The 22,674-nt window shown below is 51.2% G+C and carries 39 protein-coding genes; 21 read left to right on the top strand and 18 right to left on the bottom strand.

What is annotated here, in order from left to right:
* Positions 1-58: 58 nt before the first annotated feature.
* Positions 59-568 carry a hypothetical protein gene (locus SIB42_RS08575; protein WP_413328700.1) on the bottom strand — a complete coding sequence of 170 codons (510 nt, stop codon included), beginning with the start codon at positions 566-568 and terminating at the stop codon, positions 59-61.
* On the opposite strand from SIB42_RS08575, the gene SIB42_RS08570 reads away from it, so the two are divergent.
* Genes SIB42_RS08570 through SIB42_RS08560 form a run of 3 tightly spaced genes read left to right on the top strand, consistent with a single transcriptional unit; the run spans position 510 to position 1,568 of the window.
* Positions 510-749 (top strand): hypothetical protein, encoded by a 240-nt coding sequence (locus SIB42_RS08570; RefSeq protein ID WP_067098303.1) that lies wholly within the window; start codon positions 510-512, stop codon positions 747-749. The genes SIB42_RS08575 and SIB42_RS08570 overlap by 59 nt on opposite strands.
* 20 nt (positions 750-769) lie before the next feature.
* The gene (locus tag SIB42_RS08565; protein WP_067098442.1) at positions 770-1,069 is read left to right on the top strand and encodes a hypothetical protein; all 300 of its coding nucleotides are present in this window, start codon (positions 770-772) and stop codon (positions 1,067-1,069) included.
* Positions 1,059-1,568, top strand: a complete 510-nt coding sequence (locus SIB42_RS08560; protein WP_067098306.1) for a DUF924 family protein — start codon at positions 1,059-1,061, stop codon at positions 1,566-1,568. Before SIB42_RS08565 ends, SIB42_RS08560 begins: the two co-directional genes overlap by 11 nt.
* 896 nt (positions 1,569-2,464) lie before the next feature.
* On the opposite strand, the gene SIB42_RS08555 is transcribed toward SIB42_RS08560, so the two are convergent.
* Positions 2,465-2,653, bottom strand: coding sequence for a hypothetical protein (locus SIB42_RS08555; protein ID WP_067098312.1), 189 nt, complete (start codon positions 2,651-2,653; stop codon positions 2,465-2,467).
* A 417-nt stretch (positions 2,654-3,070) separates the two neighbouring features.
* Positions 3,071-3,244 carry a conjugal transfer protein TrbI gene (locus SIB42_RS08550; RefSeq protein ID WP_074160790.1) on the bottom strand — a complete coding sequence of 58 codons (174 nt, stop codon included), beginning with the start codon at positions 3,242-3,244 and terminating at the stop codon, positions 3,071-3,073.
* A gap of 367 nt (positions 3,245-3,611) precedes the next feature.
* Here SIB42_RS08550 and sodC point away from each other — a divergent pair, with 367 nt between their 5' ends.
* Positions 3,612-4,139 carry a superoxide dismutase family protein gene (gene sodC, locus SIB42_RS08545; RefSeq protein WP_067098314.1) on the top strand — a complete coding sequence of 176 codons (528 nt, stop codon included), beginning with the start codon at positions 3,612-3,614 and terminating at the stop codon, positions 4,137-4,139.
* 15 nt (positions 4,140-4,154) lie between these two features.
* On the opposite strand, the gene dcd is transcribed toward sodC, so the two are convergent.
* The 5 genes from dcd to SIB42_RS08520 form a co-directional block, all read right to left on the bottom strand.
* Positions 4,155-4,679: a dCTP deaminase gene (gene dcd / locus SIB42_RS08540; RefSeq protein WP_067098317.1), complete on the bottom strand. Its 525-nt coding sequence runs from the start codon at positions 4,677-4,679 to the stop codon at positions 4,155-4,157.
* A 71-nt stretch (positions 4,680-4,750) separates the two neighbouring features.
* Positions 4,751-5,089 carry a phenylpyruvate tautomerase MIF-related protein gene (locus SIB42_RS08535; protein WP_067098322.1) on the bottom strand — a complete coding sequence of 113 codons (339 nt, stop codon included), beginning with the start codon at positions 5,087-5,089 and terminating at the stop codon, positions 4,751-4,753.
* Between the two features lie 36 nt (positions 5,090-5,125).
* Positions 5,126-5,371: a hypothetical protein gene (locus SIB42_RS08530; RefSeq protein WP_067098324.1), complete on the bottom strand. Its 246-nt coding sequence runs from the start codon at positions 5,369-5,371 to the stop codon at positions 5,126-5,128.
* A 70-nt stretch (positions 5,372-5,441) separates the two neighbouring features.
* Positions 5,442-5,771 (bottom strand): hypothetical protein, encoded by a 330-nt coding sequence (locus SIB42_RS08525; RefSeq protein ID WP_413327809.1) that lies wholly within the window; start codon positions 5,769-5,771, stop codon positions 5,442-5,444.
* Between the two features lie 13 nt (positions 5,772-5,784).
* Positions 5,785-6,000, bottom strand: coding sequence for a Nif11-like leader peptide family natural product precursor (locus SIB42_RS08520; RefSeq protein ID WP_067098327.1), 216 nt, complete (start codon positions 5,998-6,000; stop codon positions 5,785-5,787).
* A gap of 147 nt (positions 6,001-6,147) precedes the next feature.
* Between SIB42_RS08520 and SIB42_RS08515 the strand changes: the two genes are divergently transcribed.
* A complete protein-coding gene (locus SIB42_RS08515; protein WP_067098330.1) occupies positions 6,148-6,534 on the top strand; it encodes a hypothetical protein in 387 nt (128 codons plus the stop codon).
* Positions 6,535-6,753: 219 nt separating this feature from the next.
* Entirely contained in the window at positions 6,754-6,945 is a 192-nt protein-coding gene (locus SIB42_RS08510) for a hypothetical protein (RefSeq protein WP_067098333.1), read from the top strand.
* Positions 6,946-7,060: 115 nt separating this feature from the next.
* Here the strand turns inward: SIB42_RS08510 and SIB42_RS08505 are convergent, their stop codons facing one another.
* Positions 7,061-7,537, bottom strand: coding sequence for a DoxX family protein (locus SIB42_RS08505; RefSeq protein ID WP_067098336.1), 477 nt, complete (start codon positions 7,535-7,537; stop codon positions 7,061-7,063).
* A 479-nt stretch (positions 7,538-8,016) separates the two neighbouring features.
* Between SIB42_RS08505 and SIB42_RS08500 the strand changes: the two genes are divergently transcribed.
* Positions 8,017-8,262, top strand: coding sequence for a hypothetical protein (locus SIB42_RS08500; protein WP_156485293.1), 246 nt, complete (start codon positions 8,017-8,019; stop codon positions 8,260-8,262).
* A 145-nt stretch (positions 8,263-8,407) separates the two neighbouring features.
* On the opposite strand, the gene SIB42_RS08495 is transcribed toward SIB42_RS08500, so the two are convergent.
* Positions 8,408-8,563, bottom strand: coding sequence for a hypothetical protein (locus SIB42_RS08495; protein WP_156485294.1), 156 nt, complete (start codon positions 8,561-8,563; stop codon positions 8,408-8,410).
* 295 nt (positions 8,564-8,858) lie between these two features.
* Between SIB42_RS08495 and SIB42_RS08490 the strand changes: the two genes are divergently transcribed.
* The 3 genes from SIB42_RS08490 (at position 8,859) to SIB42_RS08480 (ending at position 11,699) form a co-directional block, all read left to right on the top strand.
* On the top strand, positions 8,859-9,368 hold the full coding sequence (locus SIB42_RS08490) for an early protein (E6) (RefSeq protein WP_067098342.1): 510 nt from the start codon (positions 8,859-8,861) through the stop codon (positions 9,366-9,368).
* A 398-nt stretch (positions 9,369-9,766) separates the two neighbouring features.
* Complete coding sequence (locus SIB42_RS08485; protein WP_156485295.1) at positions 9,767-9,907, top strand: hypothetical protein; 141 nt, start codon at positions 9,767-9,769, stop codon at positions 9,905-9,907.
* Between the two features lie 1,639 nt (positions 9,908-11,546).
* Positions 11,547-11,699, top strand: a complete 153-nt coding sequence (locus SIB42_RS08480) for a hypothetical protein (protein ID WP_156485296.1) — start codon at positions 11,547-11,549, stop codon at positions 11,697-11,699.
* A gap of 1,031 nt (positions 11,700-12,730) precedes the next feature.
* On the opposite strand, the gene SIB42_RS08475 is transcribed toward SIB42_RS08480, so the two are convergent.
* Positions 12,731-12,964 carry a DUF2973 domain-containing protein gene (locus tag SIB42_RS08475; RefSeq protein WP_074160787.1) on the bottom strand — a complete coding sequence of 78 codons (234 nt, stop codon included), beginning with the start codon at positions 12,962-12,964 and terminating at the stop codon, positions 12,731-12,733.
* A gap of 232 nt (positions 12,965-13,196) precedes the next feature.
* Positions 13,197-13,610, bottom strand: coding sequence for a phage holin family protein (locus SIB42_RS08470; RefSeq protein ID WP_067098356.1), 414 nt, complete (start codon positions 13,608-13,610; stop codon positions 13,197-13,199).
* Between the two features lie 1,928 nt (positions 13,611-15,538).
* Here SIB42_RS08470 and SIB42_RS08465 point away from each other — a divergent pair.
* Positions 15,539-15,823, top strand: a complete 285-nt coding sequence (locus SIB42_RS08465) for a hypothetical protein (RefSeq protein WP_067098359.1) — start codon at positions 15,539-15,541, stop codon at positions 15,821-15,823.
* A 67-nt stretch (positions 15,824-15,890) separates the two neighbouring features.
* On the opposite strand, the gene SIB42_RS08460 is transcribed toward SIB42_RS08465, so the two are convergent.
* Positions 15,891-16,109 (bottom strand): hypothetical protein, encoded by a 219-nt coding sequence (locus SIB42_RS08460; RefSeq protein WP_067098362.1) that lies wholly within the window; start codon positions 16,107-16,109, stop codon positions 15,891-15,893.
* A 58-nt stretch (positions 16,110-16,167) separates the two neighbouring features.
* Between SIB42_RS08460 and SIB42_RS08455 the strand changes: the two genes are divergently transcribed.
* The 8 genes from SIB42_RS08455 to SIB42_RS08420 all read left to right on the top strand — a co-directional run bounded on the left by SIB42_RS08455 (position 16,168) and on the right by SIB42_RS08420 (position 19,778).
* Positions 16,168-16,512: a hypothetical protein gene (locus tag SIB42_RS08455; protein WP_231856503.1), complete on the top strand. Its 345-nt coding sequence runs from the start codon at positions 16,168-16,170 to the stop codon at positions 16,510-16,512.
* Between the two features lie 82 nt (positions 16,513-16,594).
* Positions 16,595-16,951, top strand: a complete 357-nt coding sequence (locus tag SIB42_RS08450) for a hypothetical protein (RefSeq protein ID WP_067098364.1) — start codon at positions 16,595-16,597, stop codon at positions 16,949-16,951.
* A gap of 197 nt (positions 16,952-17,148) precedes the next feature.
* Positions 17,149-17,346: a hypothetical protein gene (locus tag SIB42_RS08445; RefSeq protein ID WP_074160789.1), complete on the top strand. Its 198-nt coding sequence runs from the start codon at positions 17,149-17,151 to the stop codon at positions 17,344-17,346.
* Between the two features lie 408 nt (positions 17,347-17,754).
* Positions 17,755-18,060, top strand: coding sequence for a hypothetical protein (locus SIB42_RS08440; protein WP_156485298.1), 306 nt, complete (start codon positions 17,755-17,757; stop codon positions 18,058-18,060).
* 138 nt (positions 18,061-18,198) lie between these two features.
* A complete protein-coding gene (locus SIB42_RS08435) occupies positions 18,199-18,480 on the top strand; it encodes a hypothetical protein (protein WP_156485299.1) in 282 nt (93 codons plus the stop codon).
* The gene (locus tag SIB42_RS08430) at positions 18,477-18,947 is read left to right on the top strand and encodes a DUF805 domain-containing protein (RefSeq protein WP_067098373.1); all 471 of its coding nucleotides are present in this window, start codon (positions 18,477-18,479) and stop codon (positions 18,945-18,947) included. The genes SIB42_RS08435 and SIB42_RS08430 overlap by 4 nt, the downstream gene beginning before the upstream one ends.
* Positions 18,948-19,029: 82 nt before the next feature.
* Positions 19,030-19,233: a hypothetical protein gene (locus SIB42_RS08425; protein ID WP_067098376.1), complete on the top strand. Its 204-nt coding sequence runs from the start codon at positions 19,030-19,032 to the stop codon at positions 19,231-19,233.
* A gap of 215 nt (positions 19,234-19,448) precedes the next feature.
* The gene (locus SIB42_RS08420) at positions 19,449-19,778 is read left to right on the top strand and encodes a hypothetical protein (RefSeq protein ID WP_067098381.1); all 330 of its coding nucleotides are present in this window, start codon (positions 19,449-19,451) and stop codon (positions 19,776-19,778) included.
* On the opposite strand, the gene SIB42_RS08415 is transcribed toward SIB42_RS08420, so the two are convergent.
* From SIB42_RS08415 to SIB42_RS08405, 3 genes are all read right to left on the bottom strand, one after another.
* Positions 19,772-19,942: a hypothetical protein gene (locus SIB42_RS08415; RefSeq protein ID WP_156485300.1), complete on the bottom strand. Its 171-nt coding sequence runs from the start codon at positions 19,940-19,942 to the stop codon at positions 19,772-19,774. The two genes, SIB42_RS08420 and SIB42_RS08415, sit on opposite strands and share 7 nt — an antisense overlap.
* Positions 19,939-20,238 carry a hypothetical protein gene (locus SIB42_RS08410; RefSeq protein ID WP_067098383.1) on the bottom strand — a complete coding sequence of 100 codons (300 nt, stop codon included), beginning with the start codon at positions 20,236-20,238 and terminating at the stop codon, positions 19,939-19,941. The genes SIB42_RS08415 and SIB42_RS08410 overlap by 4 nt, the downstream gene beginning before the upstream one ends.
* Before the next feature lie 81 nt (positions 20,239-20,319).
* Positions 20,320-20,547, bottom strand: coding sequence for a Nif11-like leader peptide family natural product precursor (locus SIB42_RS08405; RefSeq protein WP_067098386.1), 228 nt, complete (start codon positions 20,545-20,547; stop codon positions 20,320-20,322).
* Positions 20,548-20,643: 96 nt separating this feature from the next.
* Here SIB42_RS08405 and SIB42_RS08400 point away from each other — a divergent pair, with 96 nt between their 5' ends.
* On the top strand, positions 20,644-21,051 hold the full coding sequence (locus tag SIB42_RS08400; RefSeq protein WP_067098447.1) for a YccF domain-containing protein: 408 nt from the start codon (positions 20,644-20,646) through the stop codon (positions 21,049-21,051).
* A 20-nt stretch (positions 21,052-21,071) separates the two neighbouring features.
* Here the strand turns inward: SIB42_RS08400 and SIB42_RS08395 are convergent, their stop codons facing one another.
* On the bottom strand, positions 21,072-21,419 hold the full coding sequence (locus SIB42_RS08395) for a hypothetical protein (protein WP_082825115.1): 348 nt from the start codon (positions 21,417-21,419) through the stop codon (positions 21,072-21,074).
* On the bottom strand, positions 21,416-21,622 hold the full coding sequence (locus SIB42_RS08390; protein WP_067098389.1) for a hypothetical protein: 207 nt from the start codon (positions 21,620-21,622) through the stop codon (positions 21,416-21,418). Before SIB42_RS08390 ends, SIB42_RS08395 begins: the two co-directional genes overlap by 4 nt.
* A gap of 110 nt (positions 21,623-21,732) precedes the next feature.
* Here SIB42_RS08390 and SIB42_RS08385 point away from each other — a divergent pair, with 110 nt between their 5' ends.
* Positions 21,733-22,584, top strand: coding sequence for an NAD-dependent epimerase/dehydratase family protein (locus SIB42_RS08385; protein ID WP_067098392.1), 852 nt, complete (start codon positions 21,733-21,735; stop codon positions 22,582-22,584).
* Positions 22,585-22,674: the final 90 nt, after the last annotated feature.

Raw genomic sequence — 22,674 nt, 5'->3', positions numbered from 1 at the left:
GCGGCCTATGAGTACTCACTCGTACAGGGGTTAGCGCCTGCGGCCTGACTCAACGGGTTCATTCTTCAGGGCTGCAGGCATAACTCACGATCCCCCCCTTGCGTTGGCGGAAATCAGGCTGCTCAGGATCCTCGACTTGCCACCACCAGCGACCATCGGTGTAACTGGGAGCCCCAGCATTATTGGTACGAGGTAATTGCAGGGTGACGCCCCGCCAACTGAGCAGGATTACATCCCCAGGAACGGTGCCGTCAGCACTGTTGGGGATCGGCTCAGCCGTAGCACCGAAAGCGTCACGACCCAGCTGAATGGGTTCCGCGGTGAGGCGGTCACCATCACAAATCCAGGTCGCTGACACCGGCAGCTCAGCTGTGACGATCATGGTCAACACCAGCAGGAGCTGGAACAATCGACGGCACAGAAGCTCGCGCCATCGCAGAGGTTGATCCACAGCAGCGCCTTTGAAACGACAGAGTGACACGGTCGCACCCTCGTGCAGGTCCAGTTCAATGCTCCCTCCCTTTGTTCCGTTCTGTCCAATCAGCGCCGCGAAGATTGCCGGTCTCAAGGCCACAGTGACACTGTTACTAATTCTGTTGATCAAATCCAAGCTGCTGCGAGTAAAGATGTCATTGCTCGGCTCTGTGCTCGGCTTGATCATGCTCACGGGATTTTTGTTGAGCACCGGTCTGCTCACCCTGGTGGCAGGTGGAGCCGTGGCCTATGCGGCTAATCAAAACAAGCCATGAGTTCACAGTCACCAGAAGTCATGACCTTCCCCAACCGTGACCAGGTTCTCGCCGCATCAGCGGGCTGGGTGGCCGTGCTGCTGAATGTGTTGCCGGGCCTCGGTGCTGGCTATCTCTATCAGCGTCGCTGGAAGGCCTACTGGATCACATCCGCTCTTGCGACGATCTGGTTTGTTGCCGGTGCTGCTCTGGCGCAGGGGGCCGCAGCTGATGCGGAACAGCAGAATCAGCTGGTGGGTCTGCTGGGTCTTCTGTTGCTGGCTGGCATCACCGCAGCGGAAGCAGGTCTTGCCGTAAAACGGGTCCGCGATGCCGGCTGAGGAACTCCCTCTCGCGGAAGACATCCTTCGCTTCTGGTTTGAAGACTGCAGGCCCTGGCAATGGTTTCGGCATGACAGCGAATTTGATCGTTCTGTGAGTGAACGATTCAGATCGCTAGCGGAAGCTGCCCAGGAGCAGGGGTTGATCGACTGGGAAGTCAGCCAGACGTCGTGTTTAGCGCTCGTGTTGTTACTCGATCAGTTCTCTCGACAGATCTGGCGTAAGCAAGCCCGTGCCTTTCAGGGAGATCTCCATGCACAGCGCTTGAGCCACCTGGCACTGGATCAACGTTGGTTGGAGCTTGAGCCTCAGAGAGCACGTCGACAGTTCTGGTTAATGCCCCTGTTGCACGCCGAGTGCCTCGAGACGGTGAACAAGGCCATCCCTCTTATGGAGAGATGGGTTGATATCGCAACGGCCGATGTGGCGCGGCGAAACCGCGACATATTGATCAAGCATGGGCGTTATCCCTGGCGAGATGGAGCGCTGGGCCGGTGATCCATTCCGAACCAGGGTTGTGTTGTGAGCTCTGTGAATGTCTCGGTTCTGTGCACTACCGGGTGCGCAGCGAAGCAACCAGAGAGTGGACTCTTGTGTGTGCAAAGTGCTGGACAAGAATTGCTACCCAATCGGGCTACAGATACGGAGGAACGCGCAAGGCGAATCGCCGAAAAAGAAAGCGATGAAGCTTCGCTTCAGCACGATCTTTTCGATCTACACCAAGCTCGACTTGCATCCGATCAAGCAACTGGCATCATCAGCACAGTTCGAGATGGATCTGAGGTTGGAGCAATCCAACCTCTTTTTTTGTGATTGCACTATCTCGTCGACGCCAATAAAAAACCACAGTGTTAGTAGTGGTTCAACTTGGAATGTCGGATAATCCCCATCACCGGACCCAATACAACAAGTTTAGAGATCATCACCTCGGAGTAGGTGTTCTTGTATCCGTTGTCACGAACTTGAGATTCAAGCTCCATTTCGAGACAAGCAGGCACTCGCGATGAGGCCTTTGGATTGGACGTCATGGTGACGACGGAACTTTCCGTGCAAATACAACCAGGTGTGTTTTAAATGCACCGAACCACACAGCGGTGGCTATACCTCTTGTAGTTGGCTCTCCTCACCGAGATTCCCAACTCCTCACACCCACTGAAGACCCAATGGGTCTTTTTTTTGCCTTGGGTCAGCTTTCTGATTGGCGACCCACAGAGGGATCACTGCAGTCGTCATAGTCAAAGTCCGATTTGCGTCGAGCTTTCGGGCGTTTGCCAATCCAGTGGATAGGGATACCCACTGGGTTGGACGACGTTAAGCATCAAACATCACTGAACCTTGCCGTCTCAACCACAGAGCCGGGCTGAGGTTGGCTTTGGAGCACCAGGCCACTCCATTCAGCCGCCATGACAGGCACTCATGCGCTCAATCGACCAGGCGGCAGATTCTGAACTGGGCCTGCCGAAGCAACTGAGCTGAGCCAGGGAGGCCACACCAACCGGAATCAGAGTGATGGCAATCACAATCAACGCCACTCCCGTTCCCGGCGAGTGAATGTTGGCTTGAAAAAACGGCTTGTTACCCATAAGGGCTATTCAAGCAAGGTCAGCTCCCGAGTTGATTGGGTCAGGCCTTGCAAGCACCAATGGACTTTGACCCAATCAAATCATGCCCCTTGCAAGAAGGGGCATGATTTGATTCAAGGCTTCAAGAAAGGACCTCCTTTTAAGGCACGGGAAGGTCCCGGACTTTGACCTTGAAGAGTTAGCTCACTTCGCAGGAGCTTTTGTGTCACCAGACTGATTCTTGTGATGTTCAGCATTGGGGTTGTTGCAGCACATCGACTTAATCGCGACTTCAATCGTCCTAACAGCCGAATGATCTTGAGTAACTGAAAAATGGCTGAGAGTTACATAACAGTGTTAAAAACGATAATGGTTATCACTCTCGTTCCTGACAACAGACCCCAGGCTCACCGCGGCAATCAAGTACAGACTGGCGAACTATCCGCCACAACGACAACCACAAGCGCCCGCGGCATCATGACAAGGCTCATCGTTGGGGTGCCCATTGGCGCAAGCATCAGAACAAAAACTTTGGCCATTTCTTTGTACAGCAGACGAACCGCCAGCTTCGCAGTTGCAGTCTGGGCATGCACATTTCAAGACTGTTGCCATCATCGAACATTCACTTCTGAGACAGGTCTAACAGCAAATGGAGGTTCGCCGACCTGAGAGTAAATGAAAGTCACACAATTAAACGAGAAAATGATAATGATTACCGCTTAATCCTTCGATCCTGAAAACGATTATCACGCTGGTTTGAACTGGATGTGTTGTGATCCATAGAACTCGAAGATGGGTTGGGGTTGCTCCCAGCCAGGTTGAGGTAAGGAGTCATGGCCGCCCTTGAAAGAACAACAGTTGAGGCACACAAAGAACCTCTCTGTCGGGAGGCACCGAAGTTGAATGGTGTTGAGACAATCAGCCGTGGATCACAGCAAGCAAGTCACAACAGCAGAATGGTTCCAGATGAATGTCTTTGATGCGTCTGCTTGCTTCGCTGTTGGCTCTCTGCATCGCCCTGCTGATGCCGGGCAAGGGTCAGGCGAGTTCTTTGGAGATTGACATCCACAGCATCTCCAAAGACGGAATCGGCGAATCGATTGGCACCGTTCTGGCGAGAGACAGTCAGAACGGACTTGTGATCACACCATCCCTCACCAGTCTGAGCGAAGGCGAGCATGGATTTCATCTGCATGCCGGCACGTCCTGCCAAGCGGCTTTCAATGATGAGAACGTGAGCATCGCAGGGCTGGCAGCCAAAGGGCACTGGGATCCCGACAACACCAAGACGCATAGGGGTCCGTTCAGCGAAGGACATCGTGGTGATCTCAGTCGCCTGATTGTCAATGCCGATGGCAGCACCACCACCGAAGTTCTGGCTCCGCGGCTGAACACTGCTGATCTGCGAGGGAGGGCTCTGATCGTTCATGCCGGAGGAGACACCTACAGCGACGTTCCCCCACTCGGCGGTGGAGGTGCGCGCATCGCTTGCGGTATCGCATCATGAGTGGCAGACGCTGATTCAAAAACTGCTCTGGTTCTGACCGGCGAAACGACCTTGATAGTTCTCTTCGCCATCAAGACTTTGGAAGATGAACTGACAGATGGCTGTACCAGGATGAACGGCAAGAGGAGCAGGTCCGAAATTGCTCATCTCCAGCACCTGTTGACTGTCGATTCCAGGTCCCATAAAGGGTGCACTGATATGCACCATCAGACCCAGGCGAGCAAATCGGCTACGCCCCTCAAGCCATCCACAAAGGCCAGGGCCAAGCCTCAAACGCTCTTCGGTGATCCCGAGGATGGTTTCACCTGGCATGATCAGGATGTGGTCTCCTCGTGCGATGTCGACCTTGTCGGTGAACGAGCGGTAGTCAGTGTGTTCATTCACATCGACAATTTCGTGAACTTTGCGAAAGACTCGAAAACTGCAAGCCAGCGTGAGATCGACTGAGGCAGGACCGACATGCTCAGGAATGAACGGAGTGATGGTGATGGCGCCACTGTCGATCAACCGCAGGATCGCCTGACGCCCGAGAACGGCCATAAAAAGAAAGCCTGGCGGTTCAGGTTATGGATAACTGGACTCTGCGGCCATTGCGAAAGAAAGACAATGCGTCAGCCGAACGTCCTTCCGTTCCAACCGAAGAAACTCGCAGGAACATCATCGAAGCTGATGTAGATCCTGTCGGCAGGAATCCCCGTTCGAGCCGTGATCAGCTCACAGAATGCCTCTGTCATCGCAGATGGGTGCAGGGCCCCGATGGACTTGACCTCAACGAATGCGGCAGGAGCGGATGTACCGGCGAAGGTCATCGGCACATCGGTCTCGAGGAGTGTCATCACGTAGGCCTCTGGCTTGCCGGTCTGCTCGGCCAACATGGCTGAAAGCTCAAGCAGAAGCTCGTCTCGACGATCGACAGAAGCAAGCGAGGTGCGCAGAGTGATCAGAGGCATGGTGAGCGTCTCAAATGGCCAATAGTCTGAATCTTTTCAACGCTGCTGAGATTCTCGAAAGGCCTGAAGTTTGTCGATGTCTTTTTCCTGATCGATCGAATAGTCAGTGAGGATCAGAGCCTTACCAATCGTGCCAAGGGCGTATTCAATCCGATCGAGATCTGCACGTCCCTGCTGATCAGCCCGGGCAGTGCGAATCACTGATGGAGTGAGCTGGTCGGCCAACTGCTCGATTGCATCAGCAATAGCGCTGGCCTGGGTGAGGAGGTCACTGGAGCCCACGAAACAAAAGAATGCGGTTCTGCACTGATCATGCCAACAGCTAGCGACAAAAAAATATTGCTCTCGTGATTCAACGACTGTTCCAGCGATTCCAAAGACGTCGATGCCAAGGCGTCACATCTTGGGGTGGAACGCTGTCCCCCCGTTGCGTTCGCTCGATCTGATCGATTTCCTGACGGAGCTGCTTGAGCACAGGAATCAACAGAACTGCTGCAATCAGTCCCACAACGAGCAGAACCGGCAGAAGCGTCACCATCCAGACCGTGACGATGACCAGAACAGCAAAGCTGATCAACTGTTGAAGCCAAGGGGGGCGACTGCGCCCAGGCAGTTGCTTCATGCGATGCGGAGCGGCGTGGTTAATCAGCCAAGGAGAACACAGGATCAGGTCAGAGAACAAGAATGCTGTTGATTCAGCTGTATTCGCCTGGAGGCTGACGTTTCGACACCGTGACACGTCCCACCTTCTGACCTGAGAAACGCAGCAGCTCATCACCGGCGAATTCATAGCCAAGACCGACAGCAATTTTGGCCACATCATCAGCAGTGGATGAGGCCAAAACAGCATCCTTCAACGCTGGATCGCTCTGCATCAGAACCAGAAACGCCTTCAACTGATCGAGAGCCATGGACATAAGCGACCAAGCTGATCATCGCCTGTAGCGGCACCCTTCGTAAACAGAAACGCTGAAGAGCCCCAATGTTTGACCAGAGTGTGATGTTTTTTGCATCAACAACAAAAAGATCTAATTAGATTAATTTAAAATTCAAATTCAATGAAGTTTAACCTTCCCTCACTGCAGGAGCTAAAAAAGAAGACCGAAGAAATTCTGCTAAGCAATAAATCATATACTGCGATTTTACTGGTCTTAAATGCGGCTTACATTCTCCCTAAGTTCACCCAAGCGGCTGACTCTTCAAGCATCATCATCGCCACAATTCCACCCGCTTTTGTTATTTCAATTGTCATCACCTTCGCAAGAGACCAATACATTAAAAACATTTTCATCCGCAGACTTATGGACGACTCTTACATACCATCCGTCTACAAAAGTGATATTGACCTCAGAGCATTTGAAAATCCAACACTATTAAAAAAGAAGAGAGCCATGACCAGGCAATGGCTTGAAGCCAACATTCTCGACCGAATCAGCAGCAAATAAGGATCCAACACCCCCAAAGACACTTTTTAGAAGACAAACTTCCAGCTAAAGTTACGAGAACATATGTAAAATTTTTAATCAACCAAATCCAACCAGTCTCAGTTGCCACTTCAGTTCACAGTCCGTTGCTGACAGGCCCGAGGTTCCAATCGGTCACCAGATGAGACGGTCAAAGAGCGGTAAATCTGCTAAATGATGATTAATGAGCACAAATCTTCAATGCTCCAGGGTCGATACGAGCACAAAGGCATGGCTTATGTCATTAAAGAAATGACCGGTGGTCCTGGATATCTCGTGCTTGGCTCACCCAAGGGACACCTAAAGCAATTGGGCAGAGAATATCCATCCCTGAAGGCTGCGGATGCTGCAGCACGACGCGCCATTGACCAGATGCTGGCAGAAGCGCAGTAAAAAGCCCTCTCAAAAGGAGGGCTTTCTCTGCAGGTGGGCCAACACATGGTAGAAATACTTAGTGCCGAATCGTGGCTGTCACACCAGATTCTGGATCAACTTCTCGATCGCTTCATCAAACCCAGGCCTTGAGAGGTTGCGGGAAACGATCGCGATAAAGCTTCGACAGACTTAGAGAGCCAGAACCAGCGATGGCAAGCACCAGAAAAATGAACAGATAAAGCGCTGAAGTCTCGAATTCGTAGTTGTGGGCTTCAACAACTCCGAAGGGAGCGCCTTGAAAACCGGTGTCGAGAAAATGAAATGTCATCGCGAACAACATCGTCGACAACAAACCAATCACAGCTGGACGAGTGGCGATGCCGAAAACGAGAACAACAGATCCGATGATTTGTGTGTATGCAGCAAGGTATGTCCAAAGGACATGGTCAAACGGTAAAAAAGAAAAGTACTGATCAACAATAAATGAGGTGAATCCAACAGGATCCTGCAACTTCTCAAACCCATGATGAATCATGAGAAATCCTGCAGCTACGCGCAGAATCAGTAAGCACAAGTCTGAGGAAAATTGATTCGACGTTTCTTCACTCATGACTTTCAGGCAAACTAAAACCTAATCATCTTACTCTTGATCAATGCCTGTCCGTTGTCGAACCACGCACGGAGACAAGACGAATGACAGAGGTGCGCTGGTGAAACCATCCCTAGTACTCACCAGCCCAACCTGCTTGATTCGAATTGAATGGAGAAACCACCCTTCATCAAATCAATCCAATTGCGTAACAGCAATCAGCACTACAACCATCGGACAAACAAACAGATTGGACTGAAATGAATGAGACCAGATCAGGTGTCGTGAGTTGCCGAGCGGGCGTAGCAATGCATCGAGACAGAAGAACTCCTCAAAAACCGAGGTTCTTGAAGCCAAAAACATCTTCATAGAGTATCAACAGGCACACTGGCGCAGGCTTGTGCGAACGTAAATTGTTTTTATGAATCGAGCCGGATTACAACGCCTGTCCGAAGAATATTTCCTCATAACCCATCCCGATGGGACATGGGAAATCATTCATGGAGACCGCATCAGCAAACTTCAACGGTCATAAGCATTGGCAGCATGGAGCAATCTCAAAGTCAAAGGAGCGTAGACAGATGCTGCCAACCTTTGTTTGGTCAATCGAAGACATTGACCGGTTGGAGTTTTGGTGGTCCAATCGCATTGAACTGCTGATTGCCATGAAACAGCCACTGGCTGCATCAGCTCTTTTTGACGAATTCCAACTCAAGCAACAAAGCAATTTCACTCATCCAGACTGACTTTTGATACAATGATCAATCGATTGCATGAGTGATGACAGTGGAAAGACTCTACGGCGAAGATAAAAAAAAGGCTCTATCGATCTTTTACGACAATTTTTGCGAAGAGATTGATCAACTCTTCTTCAATAAATTTCAGGAACTTTCAGATCTGAACGTGGGAGAAGGTGAAACGACCAGGATTGTTGGTCGTCTTCTGAATGCGAAAACCAATGTGATTGATCAAATCAGAGGTTAACTCCTCAGAAACATTGATGACCGCCTTAACAAGATGATCAAGAGCGATCAGGCTGAGATTCAACCCAATGGATGAATCAAGAGGGAGGCTGGCAAAATTCACAGCAGCCAGAGAAAGAAGCGCTAAATTGATTTTAGTGATGACCTGAGAGCTTGGAGACGCGAAAACAAAATCAAAAATCGTCTGTGTGGATGTGGTTGCTTCAACCGCTGGACAAACTCAAAAGGCGAGTTGCCGTAGTTCCCTCAGTCAATGAGACGGTCAGTGCCATGAAAGACATCGGCGTCGACCTGACGAATGACGTCAATCAAGAATGACACTGAGCACGCTGCCCATGCATTGAGATCTAGAGACTGGCATGCCATCTAAACCCCGTGATCGTGTCGGCGAAATCTATGGACGATTGACCGTGGTTCGCGCATCCGAACGCCGCACTAAAAGTGGCAATGCCTATTGGTGGTGTCGTTGCAGCTGTGGCAAAGAAAGAGAGGTGCCCGGAGACAAACTCTCCACCAACACAGCCCGCAAAAAACCAGTGATTACGGCTTGTCTGCTCTGTTCCAAAGAACTACAGGTTGAAGGTGTCTGCGCCAAGAACGATCGTGAAGAACGTCAGAGACGGGAGGACGCAAAGCGTCAACGCGATGCATTGAAGGGGCATGTGCCGGATCGCTGGCTGCGACTTCCACTGACTGATGCCCATGCTCGCGAGCTCGGCCAGGTTCTGTTTTTTCGAGGAACGTCTTGCCTGCGAGGTCATCTGGCCCCGTATCGCATTAATGGAGGTTGTCTGGCTTGTGCAGGCCAGACACCATCGGCTCACTCGGCACTGATCACAAACAGCCCAAACTCAGCTGAAAGCGAGTAATAACAACAACCAGGATGCATAGCTTGTCAGAGAATCAGAACCTGGTCTGAACAAAAAGCTGACTCATGCACTCCCTCTGGCTATCAAACCAGCAAGGGTTCAACAGACGATGACAAGATTTGTACTGGGGAGTGGAGAGGTCTTCGAGTCTGAAAGAGATCCTTCAGATTTTGACACTTATTGCTACGGAAAAAATGGGCAGGAACAAACCTGCCATCTACTCTCTTACCAATCAGAGATTGCCTTCTTGATGGTCTTGGGTGATGACCTCAACCTCCGCTACGAGCCGGTTCAGGCCCAAGGTTGAGGCGATGATCAAAGATTCACCAATAACATCTTGTTGTGATCTTATGAACGCGAGTTGTGCATTGATCAGGCGAACTCGCTAAACAAGTTGTATGACTGACAACAGCAAAAGACGAGCGCTTGAAGCTCTGATCGAGAGAGCAGCCGCAAACCTCAATCTCAGCGAAGAGGAATCCAGGGCTTTGATCGCACCGATTTCTGAGCAGTTCAAGCGACTAGAAGCCGACAACTGAATCACTGAATGCGTTTTTGCTCTAGCTCACGCAAGGATTCGTAAGCAGCCCAAAGACCTTCTGTGACTGTGCAGCTTCGGCTTTGATCGCAGACTCTGTATTGACCACCTCCCAGAGCATCGATGGTGGATCCCTTTGATGTCAGGCAGATGCGACTGGATTGAGCCATTGAGATGCAGATTCGCATCTCTTGGTCTACAACTGCGAAATTACACCAATCAATCAAATGTTAATCATCTAAATTATTCTCTTTGATGAATATCAGGGGCTGAACCGTCTCACTGACTTCGAGATGAAGAGTGATCACCCCAGCAAGACGCGGCAGTCGAGCACTAAAAGAACGTCTTGCCAGCAATCCAGGAATCAAAGGGTGCAGTGGCAGCTTCAGACAAGGCCAGATAGCAGGTCGTGACCATACCGATAAAAGCAATGCCAACCCCAGTGGCAATCAGCGAATCGTAAAGTTTCTGGGCAGCCCTTGTCTCAGGACTGGGGAAGACGCGACGACGGGCCATACCTACTCCTGAATACGATTAGTCTGGCCACCTATGGCCTGAAAGAGCAACGCAAAGAAGCAAAGATTCGCAAGTGCCAACCATGTAACTTTCGCTTTACGTTGTAAAGATCACGTTACGTTCAAAAGCAGCATCGCCCCCAAGCGCAACACCCATATCAATTTCGCTGGAGAATTAACAAAAATCTCACAATCGAATGCCTTGACAATCAATCAGCCTGCTTCTCAATGATGAGGCACTTTGTGACTCAGTGATGACGGATCAAAGACTGACAATCCTGCTGCAAGAAGCGGAGGAACATCTCCTTAGGCAGAGCTGCCGCAGTCGCTATGAGAGATCAGTTGTGCGCCTTCCTGACAGCAGGAGGAACATCTGGCTCAAAGACGACAAGCGCGCTGCTTAATCAACGCTGAACAGGCCTCCTTCATGCCTCAGGCCATTGCCCTCGGGAGACCCACTTGGCATCAGGTGAAAGGTGCAAACAAAAAGAACCGCTCCAGAACTGAAGCGGTTCACCCCTCAAACCAAGCGATCCCCATCACCCGGCCGTTTGCACCACATCTTGTGGTACTTGAAGAAAATGTTAGTGCGTGAACCGCACATATGGAGTTACTAAAGCTGCCCTTCAGGTTTGAGTGAACTATTAACAGTCTTGAAACACTTGGGTGCAAAACTCTGCATCTAGCGTCCCCACGACCTAGCTTTGGAGACCCCATCACCCGGCCTGCCCCAGTGGCAGGCTTTTTTATTGGAAGGCACTAGTGGTGGGGTATGACCATGGGTCAGCCGTCTGGAGTCGAGCTGGTCAGCTTTAGCTTTTTCAGGAACCGCAAAAAAAAAGGCCCGAAGGGCCTTCAGGGGGTGTGAGGAGTTGGAATCTCTGTGAGGAGAACCAACTGACCGAGTTCTAGCAGCTCCTTTGTGCCATTCAAGAGACCGGCCTGCCAACAAGTGGCACTGTGCCAGTCAGGTGGCTAAATTAATCTTGTGAGGAGATAAGCTCACGTGGTGGAAACAAGGACACACTCACGTTGAACTTTCAGAACCCCTGCCTTTGGCGGGGGTTTCTTTTTTGCAGATCAAAACCAGCTTCAGCGAATCTTCAACGCTCAATGGAAGGCTCAATGACCGAAAAGGAGACATTGGTCGAACAGGTTTTCGCAAAATATCGTTCCTACTGCAAAGACATCGGCATTACACCAGCCGAGATGATGCAACAGGCCTATCTCAGCCACCTCCAAAGCCTCACGACAGAACAACTCAAAGCAAAGCTTTGACTGATAGCCATAACAACATGAGCAACAGCCTGAGCTTCATGTCTGAGTAGAAATGCTCAAAACCAAGGCCACAGAAGCATTTTGAACATCCTTCCGTAATCAAGCCAACGAAGCGCCGGGGGAGAACTCGCCAGAATCTGCAGGCATAAAGTTTTGTAATGGACTCCCAGATTCGACAAGTCCTGCAACGAGAAATCCTCGAGCGTTGCAATGAAGAAGAGCGGGAAGCTGTTGAACGCTGGTTCAAAAGTTTCCAAGCCATTGGCTTGTCCAAGCTGAACGGCATGTCCGTAGCAAGAGGAACCACGATGTCTTGCCCTCTTTATTGAGATGTGTGTGTGCGGTTATGCGCACTGATGAGCCACCACGACCTGCGTTAGGCCATAGATCGTTGCGAGTCTTGTTATAGAGACCCAACCGTCTGATCTTGGCGAAGCGTTTATCAAATCTGGGAAACGCCTGATCAGCAAACGATGTCGATGAATTGCTGGGACGTGCGAGCCAAAAGCCGATCAGCCCCAAATTGATGTTTGACGCAGTTTCGAACAAAGAATGACGAGCTCATTCTTCAAATCCAACCAAATTGTATTCGTTTCAAGCATCAAAAGCCAAACATCAGTGCGATAGAGACGCAACTTTGCTGATCCATCGCATTTAGAACTTGGGATCAGTTTTATTGACTTGGTTCCATTCAGCTTTTATTCAGAATTCAAAGCTTGAGAATAAGTGTACAAAAGCAAGTACAAATTTTAAGTAATTATCAGAAGATGTCAAACAAACAACTTATCGACAAAAAGCACAAACATAATGAAACCTACATTGAGCAATGCCAACACCCCACAGAACGCAAGAGTCAACATTGATCAACCTTGACGAAGCTGCTGGATCCACCGATGTACTCCAACCTCAAATTGATTGAACCAGAATTAATCTTCTTCACGCTCGGCCTGACGTGCACCAATTGCGAGAGCAGCAACAAAGGGCAGAATTGCAATTGCTGTTAGAACTTCCATCAAATCACCATCCACTCTTCAAGAGCTGACCGACAGAGGATTACCGTCGAGCCCACCAAAGTAAACGACTAATAATTCCTCTTGAGTGATAAAACCATTTTCATCAATCAACTCAGGATGAGTTGTTTTCAAACCAGTTCTGTCACCAGTCCGGGATTGACGCCTGAATGCCAATGCCATGCCGCGAAATACCGACAGCAGCACAAACGTGCAAACAACGGTGTACGCGAGGGTTAAGAATGCTGTCGACATACTCAGCTCTTTACTTTTTTGATCGAAGGAAGATCCGAAGGCTGAGCCAAGACGTAGACGACACCTGAGGCAATCACGGACGCAAATGCAATGAGGCCATAGATAGCTGCGGAGTAATCGGACATTGTGCATGTACTTCTGTAAAGGATCCTAGGCGTTTTGTAAAGCTGTGTAACCAGGTGTATTTGCTTATCTTGCCAATGAGGCCGGATTGAGCCGAGGTAACAAGGCGTCAGCCTCCTGCAGCAGCACGAATGACCCCGACATCAGCCAGACCGAGAACACGGATGAATACGGCACTGATGACGCTGTAGGCCGCAGCCCCAAGCACGACACTGCGCAGTCCATACTTCAAACGAAAACCATCAATCAACGACGCCGCCAAACCAAAAAGGATCACAGTGATCAACCAGTCGAACAGCCAGCTAACCGGGGCAATCAAACCGCCAAGACTGGTCACTGCCCAAGGCAGCGCCAAAACAAACTTCAGAGGCAGGATCAGGAAAGTGCCCAGCAAACCAATCGTGACGGCCGATGAAAGAGCTGCCTGGAACCCAGCCAGTTCAACTCCCAGAGGCATCGCCGCCACGAGCAGCAGAACCACAGCACGCACAGGCCATTGCAACAACCAACCGATCAGGCCCATGGGACTCGTGCGATAAGACTTAAAGGCTAAGTCTGGCCTTGGATTTCAGCAGATCCGCGCCAACTCAAATCTTGGAGGAACCAATCAGCCAGTAAACCAATCTGTTGCTTGTTTTCAGAGCGCAAGGGCAACAACCGTGAAACCGGTCAGTAATGAAACGGTGATTAACCACATTCGGTGTTCAGGCCTAAGGTTCCATGTCGCTGGTCGCCCGAAGAAAAATTGTGAGACCAACGACCGTGCCCAAAACGAGGAAGGAAAGCATCGGAGCAACAATCACGCTGAGTATTTGTACTGATCCTAAGGGCATCTTGTGATCGCGCGGTGTCATGAATGACATCGCGCTTCAACGAGGACGCCCGAAGCAACTCAGCACACCAGCTCAAAACAGCAGGATCTTCTTAGAAAGCGGCTGCAAATCCAGCTTCAGAGACCAGAACCCAGTAATGCGTCATCCAACGAACCAGAATCAAAAAGTGCCTGGTCTGCTTCCGCTTGATCCATTGAGACGGGTTCCAACACAACAGGATTGCTGTTCAAAGCAACACCAGCGTTGGAACATGCCGTGACAAGCAGTCCCAAACTCAGACAAAGCAATAGAGCTAAGTTAATAAGACGAGTAGCAAGATTTTTGACAAACCTAGACATTGATCTGAAACGTTGGCAAAGCGCAAACTAATCAAACGAAACAGAATCACCAGCAAGAACATCACACCAACAGGCACATTTATTACAGCAACCTCAGTGGAGCGATGGACTTAGCTCGAGAAAAGATGAAAGACATAGGACGTGAATAGCAACTACCTTTGCTGAAAGCTAGATTGTGAAATGAACGAAAGATCATCAAAGCTTGAGGAGTCGCTTTACTCTGCTGTGTAGAGCCATCAGATATGGCTCTAAAAGTGATTCACTCGGAGACCCAGGCCAATCCCGCCCTTGACTGGCAAACAAGTGATCGATACCAAGGTATTGCAGACTTATTTAGTGGCACAGATTGACCAGAAAATTTGAAAAGAATGATGGAAAGGGCTGACTTGCTGCATTAGAAACATGGCTAAGCATATAGCCCTAAGCATTATTACCTGAACAAAGTTTTGTGTGGCAAAGACTACTACTCACACAAATTACGCCTATAAAGCTGAGACAGTCGGAGGATTTTGATGGGTTTCACGCTCCCTACCGTTCTGATTGGAGTCAGCTTGTATCTGTTAATGCATGTTTTATTGTCGCCAGTGATGCAATAAACAAACAGCGAAGAGGCTCCGTTACGGACGAAATCCTTAGCCGAGCCTTGATTTCAGCCAGAACAAACAATATCAAGGCTCAACCAGCAATACGCCGACAAGCCAGCTTGAGCAACCGTGCTGTGGCTCCATCGATCAGATTGAAACCAGCCAAATGGCGGCAGGCATGAAAAAGCAAGCAGGGCCGGCAAGAAGTGGACGCACGATTCGCTGGGCTTTGCTGACCAGTTCAGCCAAATAAGCCAATCTATTGGTGATTTATACTCAGGGGTTATCTCACTTCTTCAGCTTGTCTGCTTATTTGTCTGGGTTCGCTGACATTAAGGTGGCAAGGTCCAACCGTTTGTTGTGCAGATGAGAGGCCAATCTCCGGCGCCACTGTCTTGCCTTAAGTGGGGGATCGACGGAGAGTTGTCGGCACACGACACAGCACTTCTCGTGAGCAGACTCGCATCATCCGAGAAATCAAGACGAGCCTTCAAGGATCATTTCGAAAGACGTCGACATGGCAGCACTTCTGATCAAGCATCACGTCGGGAATGACACTGGCGATGAAAGGTACAACGCCAATACCAACAAAACGTGAGTGATTGGTGAAAAAACTGATGACCGAATGTGAATCAGCCATCACCACACATTGCGGTTTAGGTTTAAGCTGCTACTGAAACAAAAAATGACGGTGCCATGAAACCACGATGGGGAATTACCGTCTTTGCAGTCATTGCACTTACTGCGCCACGCCCTGCTCAGGCTAATTTCAAGAACAACATCATCTTCAGCGGCTGCGCCGCAGCGATGCGAAAAGAATATCAGCAGGCCAACAAACAATTACTGCTAAGCCAACTCAACAAAACTTGCGATTGTGTGGTTGAGCAGATCAATAATCGAAAAAATATTGAACAAGCCAAAGCTTCTTGTATCAATTTAGAACAACCAATCAGTAGCAACAAGAATCGGCAATCGATCTAAACTATCAAGAGACAAAAATCAACACCAAAGCCAACAAGATCAATAAAACTCATTAACGAAAGACATTTCACTGCTTATCACTCTCCAATTCTGCTGGCATTATTGAATACTCCACCCGATCATCAGAACAGCAGAGATCGGCATAAAAACGTTCGAGTTCGTCATACGCCTCGTCATACGTGCTGAAGCACCTGCGCGTGAGGTCGTCTTCAACGCCATCGTCGCGAATCACCCTCACCAGCTGGTTTCGGTCGCTTTTTACCACAGCTGAGCTGAGTAGGAACACCGATTTTCGCGCCCAGCAAGGCAATCAGACTGAAGAGTGAGCGAAGAGAAAGAAAAGCATGAAAGACCAACAGGTTGATGCCATTCCCTCAGGCCTGAGCGAAGAACAGATCTCCCAGAAACTGCTCAGTGACCAGGAGCTGCTGAATGAAACCGTGCTGGCAGGAGAGGAATGCCGTGCCCGCAATGACCGTCAGACCTACTTCTGCATTTCCCGTGAATTGGTCGAAGCTCAATTTATTCTGGCCGATCAGGAATTGACACGCCGGCTCTGGCAAGAGGTGGGTGATCGAAACCTGGAGATAGGGCGCATCATCAACCTGCTCTACCGCTGCAGCAGCCATGAGGACGAGAGCGAAATGGTTGCGGTGGACGACGCTTTTCTCGAACTGACATTGAGCTGAACACCGACTTCCGTTGCCGTGAAGGCTGGTCCTACCGATACTGCAAGCACACCCTGCACAGGGATCCTTCAAGGTGCGACGAATGGCAGCGAAGCTCTATAACGTTCGCTTTGAAACCGAGGGTGCAGACCTCTTCGTGGAAATGGAGGCGGAGGAGGGTCTCAACCGCCAGCATCTACTGGAGAGAGTGGTGGCAATCCTGGAGGACCGTCATGGCATGGAAACGGTCGACAACGATCAGGGCGATATGACCAGGGTGGATCACAGCGATGGAGCGACGCTCCTGGCCTGGCTTTCGATCTCCGGACAATCTTCGCGGCAAGCCCTGGATGACGACGGTCTCGATGAAATTCTCACCTGTCTAGTGTTCATGTTGTTCCCACCGGTTGTGGAAACAAGCGTGCAAGACGAAAACAAGAAGGCCTTAGCCCTGGCTTGAGGCGCATTCAGCGCCAACAATCGTTGCCATCTGATATTCGCTAAGGCTGAACTTCGTTTTGATCAAAAATCAGCACGCGATCTGCAGTCACGAATGCCGCGATGAGTCCTACAACTGAATTTTCGTTCTGGTAGGAATCGTTACGACACTGCCTGATTCACCAATGCCATGACAAAAAGGCAACCCGCTCCAACTCCATGGATGTCCAGACACTTCTTGCCAGAACTGCCAGGGGAACTGCCTTGCACAAACATCACGAGGGCTTTGTTGTTTGCGATCCAGACGGGCAATGTCAATTTTGTGGTGATTTATACAAAGCAGAAGAATTAGTGCGGGAATTAGACGAAGGCTTTGACTATCCCTATTCCTCCGGCTTCCACGAAATCATTCATTAATCACAACCCAGTGAGCCGCAGTAAGCCCTTTGCATCAGCGATGTGGCTTATCGGGATTCGAGTTCCTGACGGCTCATGCCCGTTTGAATGAACTGATCTCATGGCATGGCGCGTGAGTTTCAGGCATGCCGAGACTGCATGCAGGTATTAAGTATCGTGTGTGTCAGAAATCCAGGCCGTCTTTAACATATAAAGTGCTGCAATAATATTAAAATAAAGAATATGAGATGGTTGTTATCCATACTTGGATTTTCCAGCAAAAGCAAACAGCCCAATCAGCAAAGCAATTCACACGTATCCTTTCTTGCGGTCAACGTCCACTCTGATCAGTTGATCTGCCATTGGAAGATCAGAGATGAAAGCAAATCAATGATCCAACGGGACTTTGAATCTGCACTCTTCATCAGGATGAAAGACATCAGCGGGGATCATTCGATATCGTCTAAAATAGTCCAAGTCTCTTTAAATGAAGAAAGAGTCAGGATCAACTTACCATTCAAAAGTGGTAAAATTCTTGTCGATCTTGGTTACAAGAGTGGTCTCGATTTCATGACTCTTGAGTATCAAGTTTTAGACCTTGGACTTAAGACAATTCCAACCACTCATGAAGTGAATTGGTTTGCAAAAGAGTCTGAGGATATTCACGAGGAAATGTACAAACTCGCCACGGGTGGGCGGCCCTTGGGTGGATCAGAGATGGCGCACAACGATTGACCTCTATCCATGGAGACCAGTGAGCACACTGCTCAGCTGTGCGCAACATCACAGGTCTGGCTGCCTCAGGTGAACGAGTGAACCTTTGGGAAAGCGCATGGTGATGGCAACGGAGTTCCCTCCACCGCAAACTGTTCCATGTCTTTCCAGTCAGGCCTACTCGGCGCCGCCATCACACTGATAGGCGCTTTGTCTCTCAGTACTCCAGACGTGATGCAGATCCATGAAGTCCATGGACAGCGTGGCGCGGGAGGAAACATCAATCACCGCTTCAATACCGGTCTGCTCCAGACAGCCTCTGCCGATTCAGGCAACATCTGCCTGAGCGACAACGCACAAACAAGCAGCAAGCAAGGCAGAAGTGGGCTTGTCAGCGTTGATTCAGGTAGCGTTCATTCATCTGAAGTCTCATTGATATGACGCATGAGAAGCCTTCTTTCTTCTCTTTCGAAGGAGAGATGGGTCGCATTGATTACTGGGGTAGCGCCATCTTCAGGTCGCTGATTGCAGGCCTGATTTTCTTCGTTGCTCTTGCCTGGGTTTTTAGAGGTTATTTCAGCAGTTCTTACGAAGAGTTATCAGCAGCAATCTCACAATGGGCTACAGATCACGCCGTCAGAGTGTGGTTGCTTGGTGAGATTTTGAACGTCTTTCTATTTCTGCCGATTACCTGGAGACGATGGCGAGATCTGGGACCACGCTTAAAGAAAAACTGGCTCTACATCGCTGTTGTGAGCAGCCTGATGCCGGGATATGAGGTGTTCCCCTTTGTGGGGGTGCAGTCGCTGATCATCACCCTTGGAATCCTGTCGATTTATCCGAATTTCAAACTGCTCTTCTGGCCAGGACAGCAATACGCAAAACAACGACAGAACGAACAGCCCTGAGCCATGCGCAGTGCAAGCCGTTTGCCACCACAAGCCATCAACGTGCTCACCGAGCTAGCACTGAAGATGCACCGGGGTTGTCATGCAGGGCCTTCTGTTGATCGCTCAACTCCTGGCATGGAGTGATTTCGATTTCCAGGACTGGGTGGACAGCAGACCACCGGCTGAACTTTGCCAGGGGTTCAAGGATGGTTTGATTCCCGAAACGATGCTCCCTGGCGGCCGGGCACAGAACCAATGCAGCAGCTTCAATGGAGACGACCCGATGAATGACGTCGTGGACTGATGCACTCAGTGCATTTGTCAGGCGATGCGGTGCATGTGATGCAGCAACGATGCCAGCCGGCTCGCCATGATCACTCCGCGACCGTTCAGAGGTGGGCGTTCGCGCGTGACGAACCCGACGGCGTATTGCGGAATGCAGCGTCGGGTGAGTCCACGTTGACGCAGATTCGAGCAGTTTTGCGGATCATCTGAATGACTTAACGAATCAGCCAGCGCATGCGTTTCAATCTGCAGCCTTATCAGCAGAGCCACCGAATCAATGGCCTAGCCGAGCTGACGGCTCTCGCGAACTACTGCTCCCAGCATCAGATTGAGGTAAAACGCATTACAAAAGCGGAGCTGGATGCTTCGATCGATCCAAACACCACAACTGCCCGGTGTGTTTTGGAGTCTGAAGGAGGAGTGTGTCTGAAATTCACCGCACATAACGGAGCCGTGATCACGATTCGAGCCTCTGAGCATCTGATGGAGCTGTACCGGCAGCAGCGCAGCAGTGATCGCAATCCGCAGGATTTCCCTGAAGCCTTCGAACAGGGCCTTTACTGATCCAGCACTCCCGTCGCCAACAGCAGCCAGACCATTCCCGCAAACAACAAATAAGCCACCAGCAGAGGATTGGGGCCAATCGTCGCAATCAGCAGAGAGGCAATCGCGCCACTGATGACAAGACCAATCAGCGGATTCCACCTCTGTTCGTGCGTCGGCTTCAAGGCTTGTGGGTAATGACCGGACCGGAGACAGGGTCAGTGACTCCAAGCTCTGGTGAGAGCTTCAAAAAGAAGTCGCGGACTGCATTGAGGTGCTCAATCATCTGAGGCCTTGCATCAACGAGTTTCTCTTCGCTCTCCCAGAGGCCGACAAAGCAATAGGAGCGTTCACCTGTCTTGGCCCAGTAGGCATCCAGCATCCCTTCGGGATTGACCCATTGCTTCGTTACGGCGATGAAGTTGTCTTCGCAGCCTTCTTTGCAGCGGACACGAACGTTGTTGAGAAATCGGGCTACCACTTGAACTCTCAGACTTCAGGGAGGCTGCCAGACGGTTCCGCTGATGTCTGTGACCAATGCGCCTGAGTGAAAAAGCTGAACTCAGTAGTAACGGCCGGGATATTCACCAGGATGATCAACGCGTGTGACGCGCACCCCCGCCGTGCTGCGGCCGGACAACATCAGCAGATCGCTGCCAGACACGGCATAACCCAGCTCCTTGGCCAGCTGCGCCACTTCATCCGCCGTGACAGCCGCCTGAACCCTCACTTGCAGGACCGGATCACGGCCCAGGTGCTCAAGAAACTGCTGCACCGGTGATGCGGTCATCGCTGCTGATGAACTGGTGCAATTGAACACGATCCTCAGCGGATGTGTGAAAGCGGGTCATTGTGTGCAGAGATCGCGTTTCTGGAGGCGAGCCCCATGCTGAGTTCCCTGCTCAACATCCTCTGGGTGGTGCTCGGCGGTCTGATGATGGCTCTGGGCTGGTGGCTGGCCGGACTGATCTGCGCCATCACGGTGGTAGGAATGCCCTGGGCTCGTTCCTGTTTTGTGATCGGGCGTTTTTCGCTCTGGCCCTTCGGGCAGGAAGCCGTGAACCGCAGGGATCTGAGGGGCCGCGATGATCTGGGCACCGGATCTCTGGGCTTGATCGGCAACGTGCTCTGGTTTCTGGTAGCGGGATGGTGGCTGGCGATCGGCCATCTGAGCTCCGCCCTGGCCTGCTTCGTGACCATCGTGGGCATCCCCTTCGGAATTCAGCACATGAAGCTGGCCCTGATCTCCCTGGCTCCTGTGGGGATGACCGTTGTACCGGTCCGCAACGTTTGATCGCCGCTGACCAGCAGCCTTCAGAAGGGCAGATAAAGAACATCAGAACTGCAGCGTTCCAACGCCTCACGCACATCTTCGAGCTCCTGTTGCTCTGCTTCGAAGTTGCGACCTGCCGGCACCACAAGCTCGCCAGCGGCATCGAGATGAATGTTGGCGCTGAACCACGACGCGCCTGAGGGCAAAAACGCCCGACAGCTCATCGCACCATCTGCTCCCTGCTTGCGCTCAATCAACCAGCCATTGACCCGGTCAAGCTCGGTGTAGCTGTCGAGACCCGCAGAGCAGGGATGCGCCAACAGCACCAGCGTGGCTGCACTTCTGCACAGCGCCGCCGGCAAATCTGATGGGGCACAGCCGAGCCTCAAGAACGTTCCTCCTCTGTGAGGTACTCCTCAACGATGGGAGAGCAATCACCGCGTTCTAGGGCTGCGATCTCACGTTCGATGTTGTCGATAAACAGCTGATTACCGTTGCGCCTGGCCACTTCCAGAACGGTACGCAGACGCTCAAGCTGCATCAGGTTCTCGTCGTCCATGGACTGCACATCGCAATCAGGGCAGCCAATCATGGATGGCGCATCATCAGCAAGCCCGCACAAACAGAACGGCCAAACTGTCGGCGTCGCTGCAACAGTGGCAGGTCAAGATCCGTTAAAAGGGGTTGACACGAACAGCAAGCATGTCCACCGGATACGGAGTAATCGGCAGCGGATACGTTGGCACCGCCGTGGCCATGCGCATGAAAAGGGCAGGCCAGCCCGTGACTGCCACCACACGCTCAGTAGAGAACGTTCGCGAATTGCGGCGACTGATGGATGACGTGCGCCAGCTCGACATCACTGACCCCGATCCGGACCTTTCTTTCCTTGCCGATCTGCAGGGCCTGCTGATCAGCGTGGCACCCACCAGACAGAACGATGGCTACAGCGATGTTTTCGCCCGCGGCATGCGCAACCTGGCTGGCGCACTGCGGCGCAGAACCAGCACACAACCCCTGCACATCACCTACATCAGCAGCGTCAGCGTCTACGGAGACCGGCAGGGAGAAGAGGTGTGGGAGCACTCAGCGGTGGACTCCAGCTCTCCGGTGAACAGCATGCTCGCGGCAGCGGAAGAACTGATGCTCGACATTGACCGCCCTGACACCTCGATCTGTGTGCTGAGGGTGGGCGGGATCTATGGACCCGGCCGCGACATGGTGGGCATGATTCGCGAGGCTGCTGGCCAGCAGGTGCCCAAGAACGGCAATGCCATTAATGCCTGGAGCAGTCTTGTCGACATCGCCAGAGGTGTGCAGTTCGCAAGCGAACAGAAACTGACAGGCATCTACAACCTGGTCGACGATATGCAGCTGAGTCGCCGGGAACTCTCCACTCTGATCTGCGATCAAGATGGCCTGCCTCCCGTGCTCTGGAGCCACTCCAGCTCAGCGAGCGAACGCAGCATGAACGCCCGTGTTTCGAACCAAAAGATCAAGGATTCCGGCTTCAAGCTGATGTCACCATCGATGCTGGAACCAGCCATTGTTTGAAACGCTCAATCAGCGAATGACCAATCGCTGACAACAGGCTGAATGGGTATTCATGCACACATCAGCTCCAATGATTGAGTCGCGATGATA

The organism is Synechococcus sp. MIT S9508 (assembly GCF_047303045.1).
Lineage (GTDB): Bacteria > Cyanobacteriota > Cyanobacteriia > PCC-6307 > Cyanobiaceae > Synechococcus_C.
Note: the sequence above shows the minus strand (reverse complement) of the source record. Positions and strands in the feature narration are given on the sequence as shown.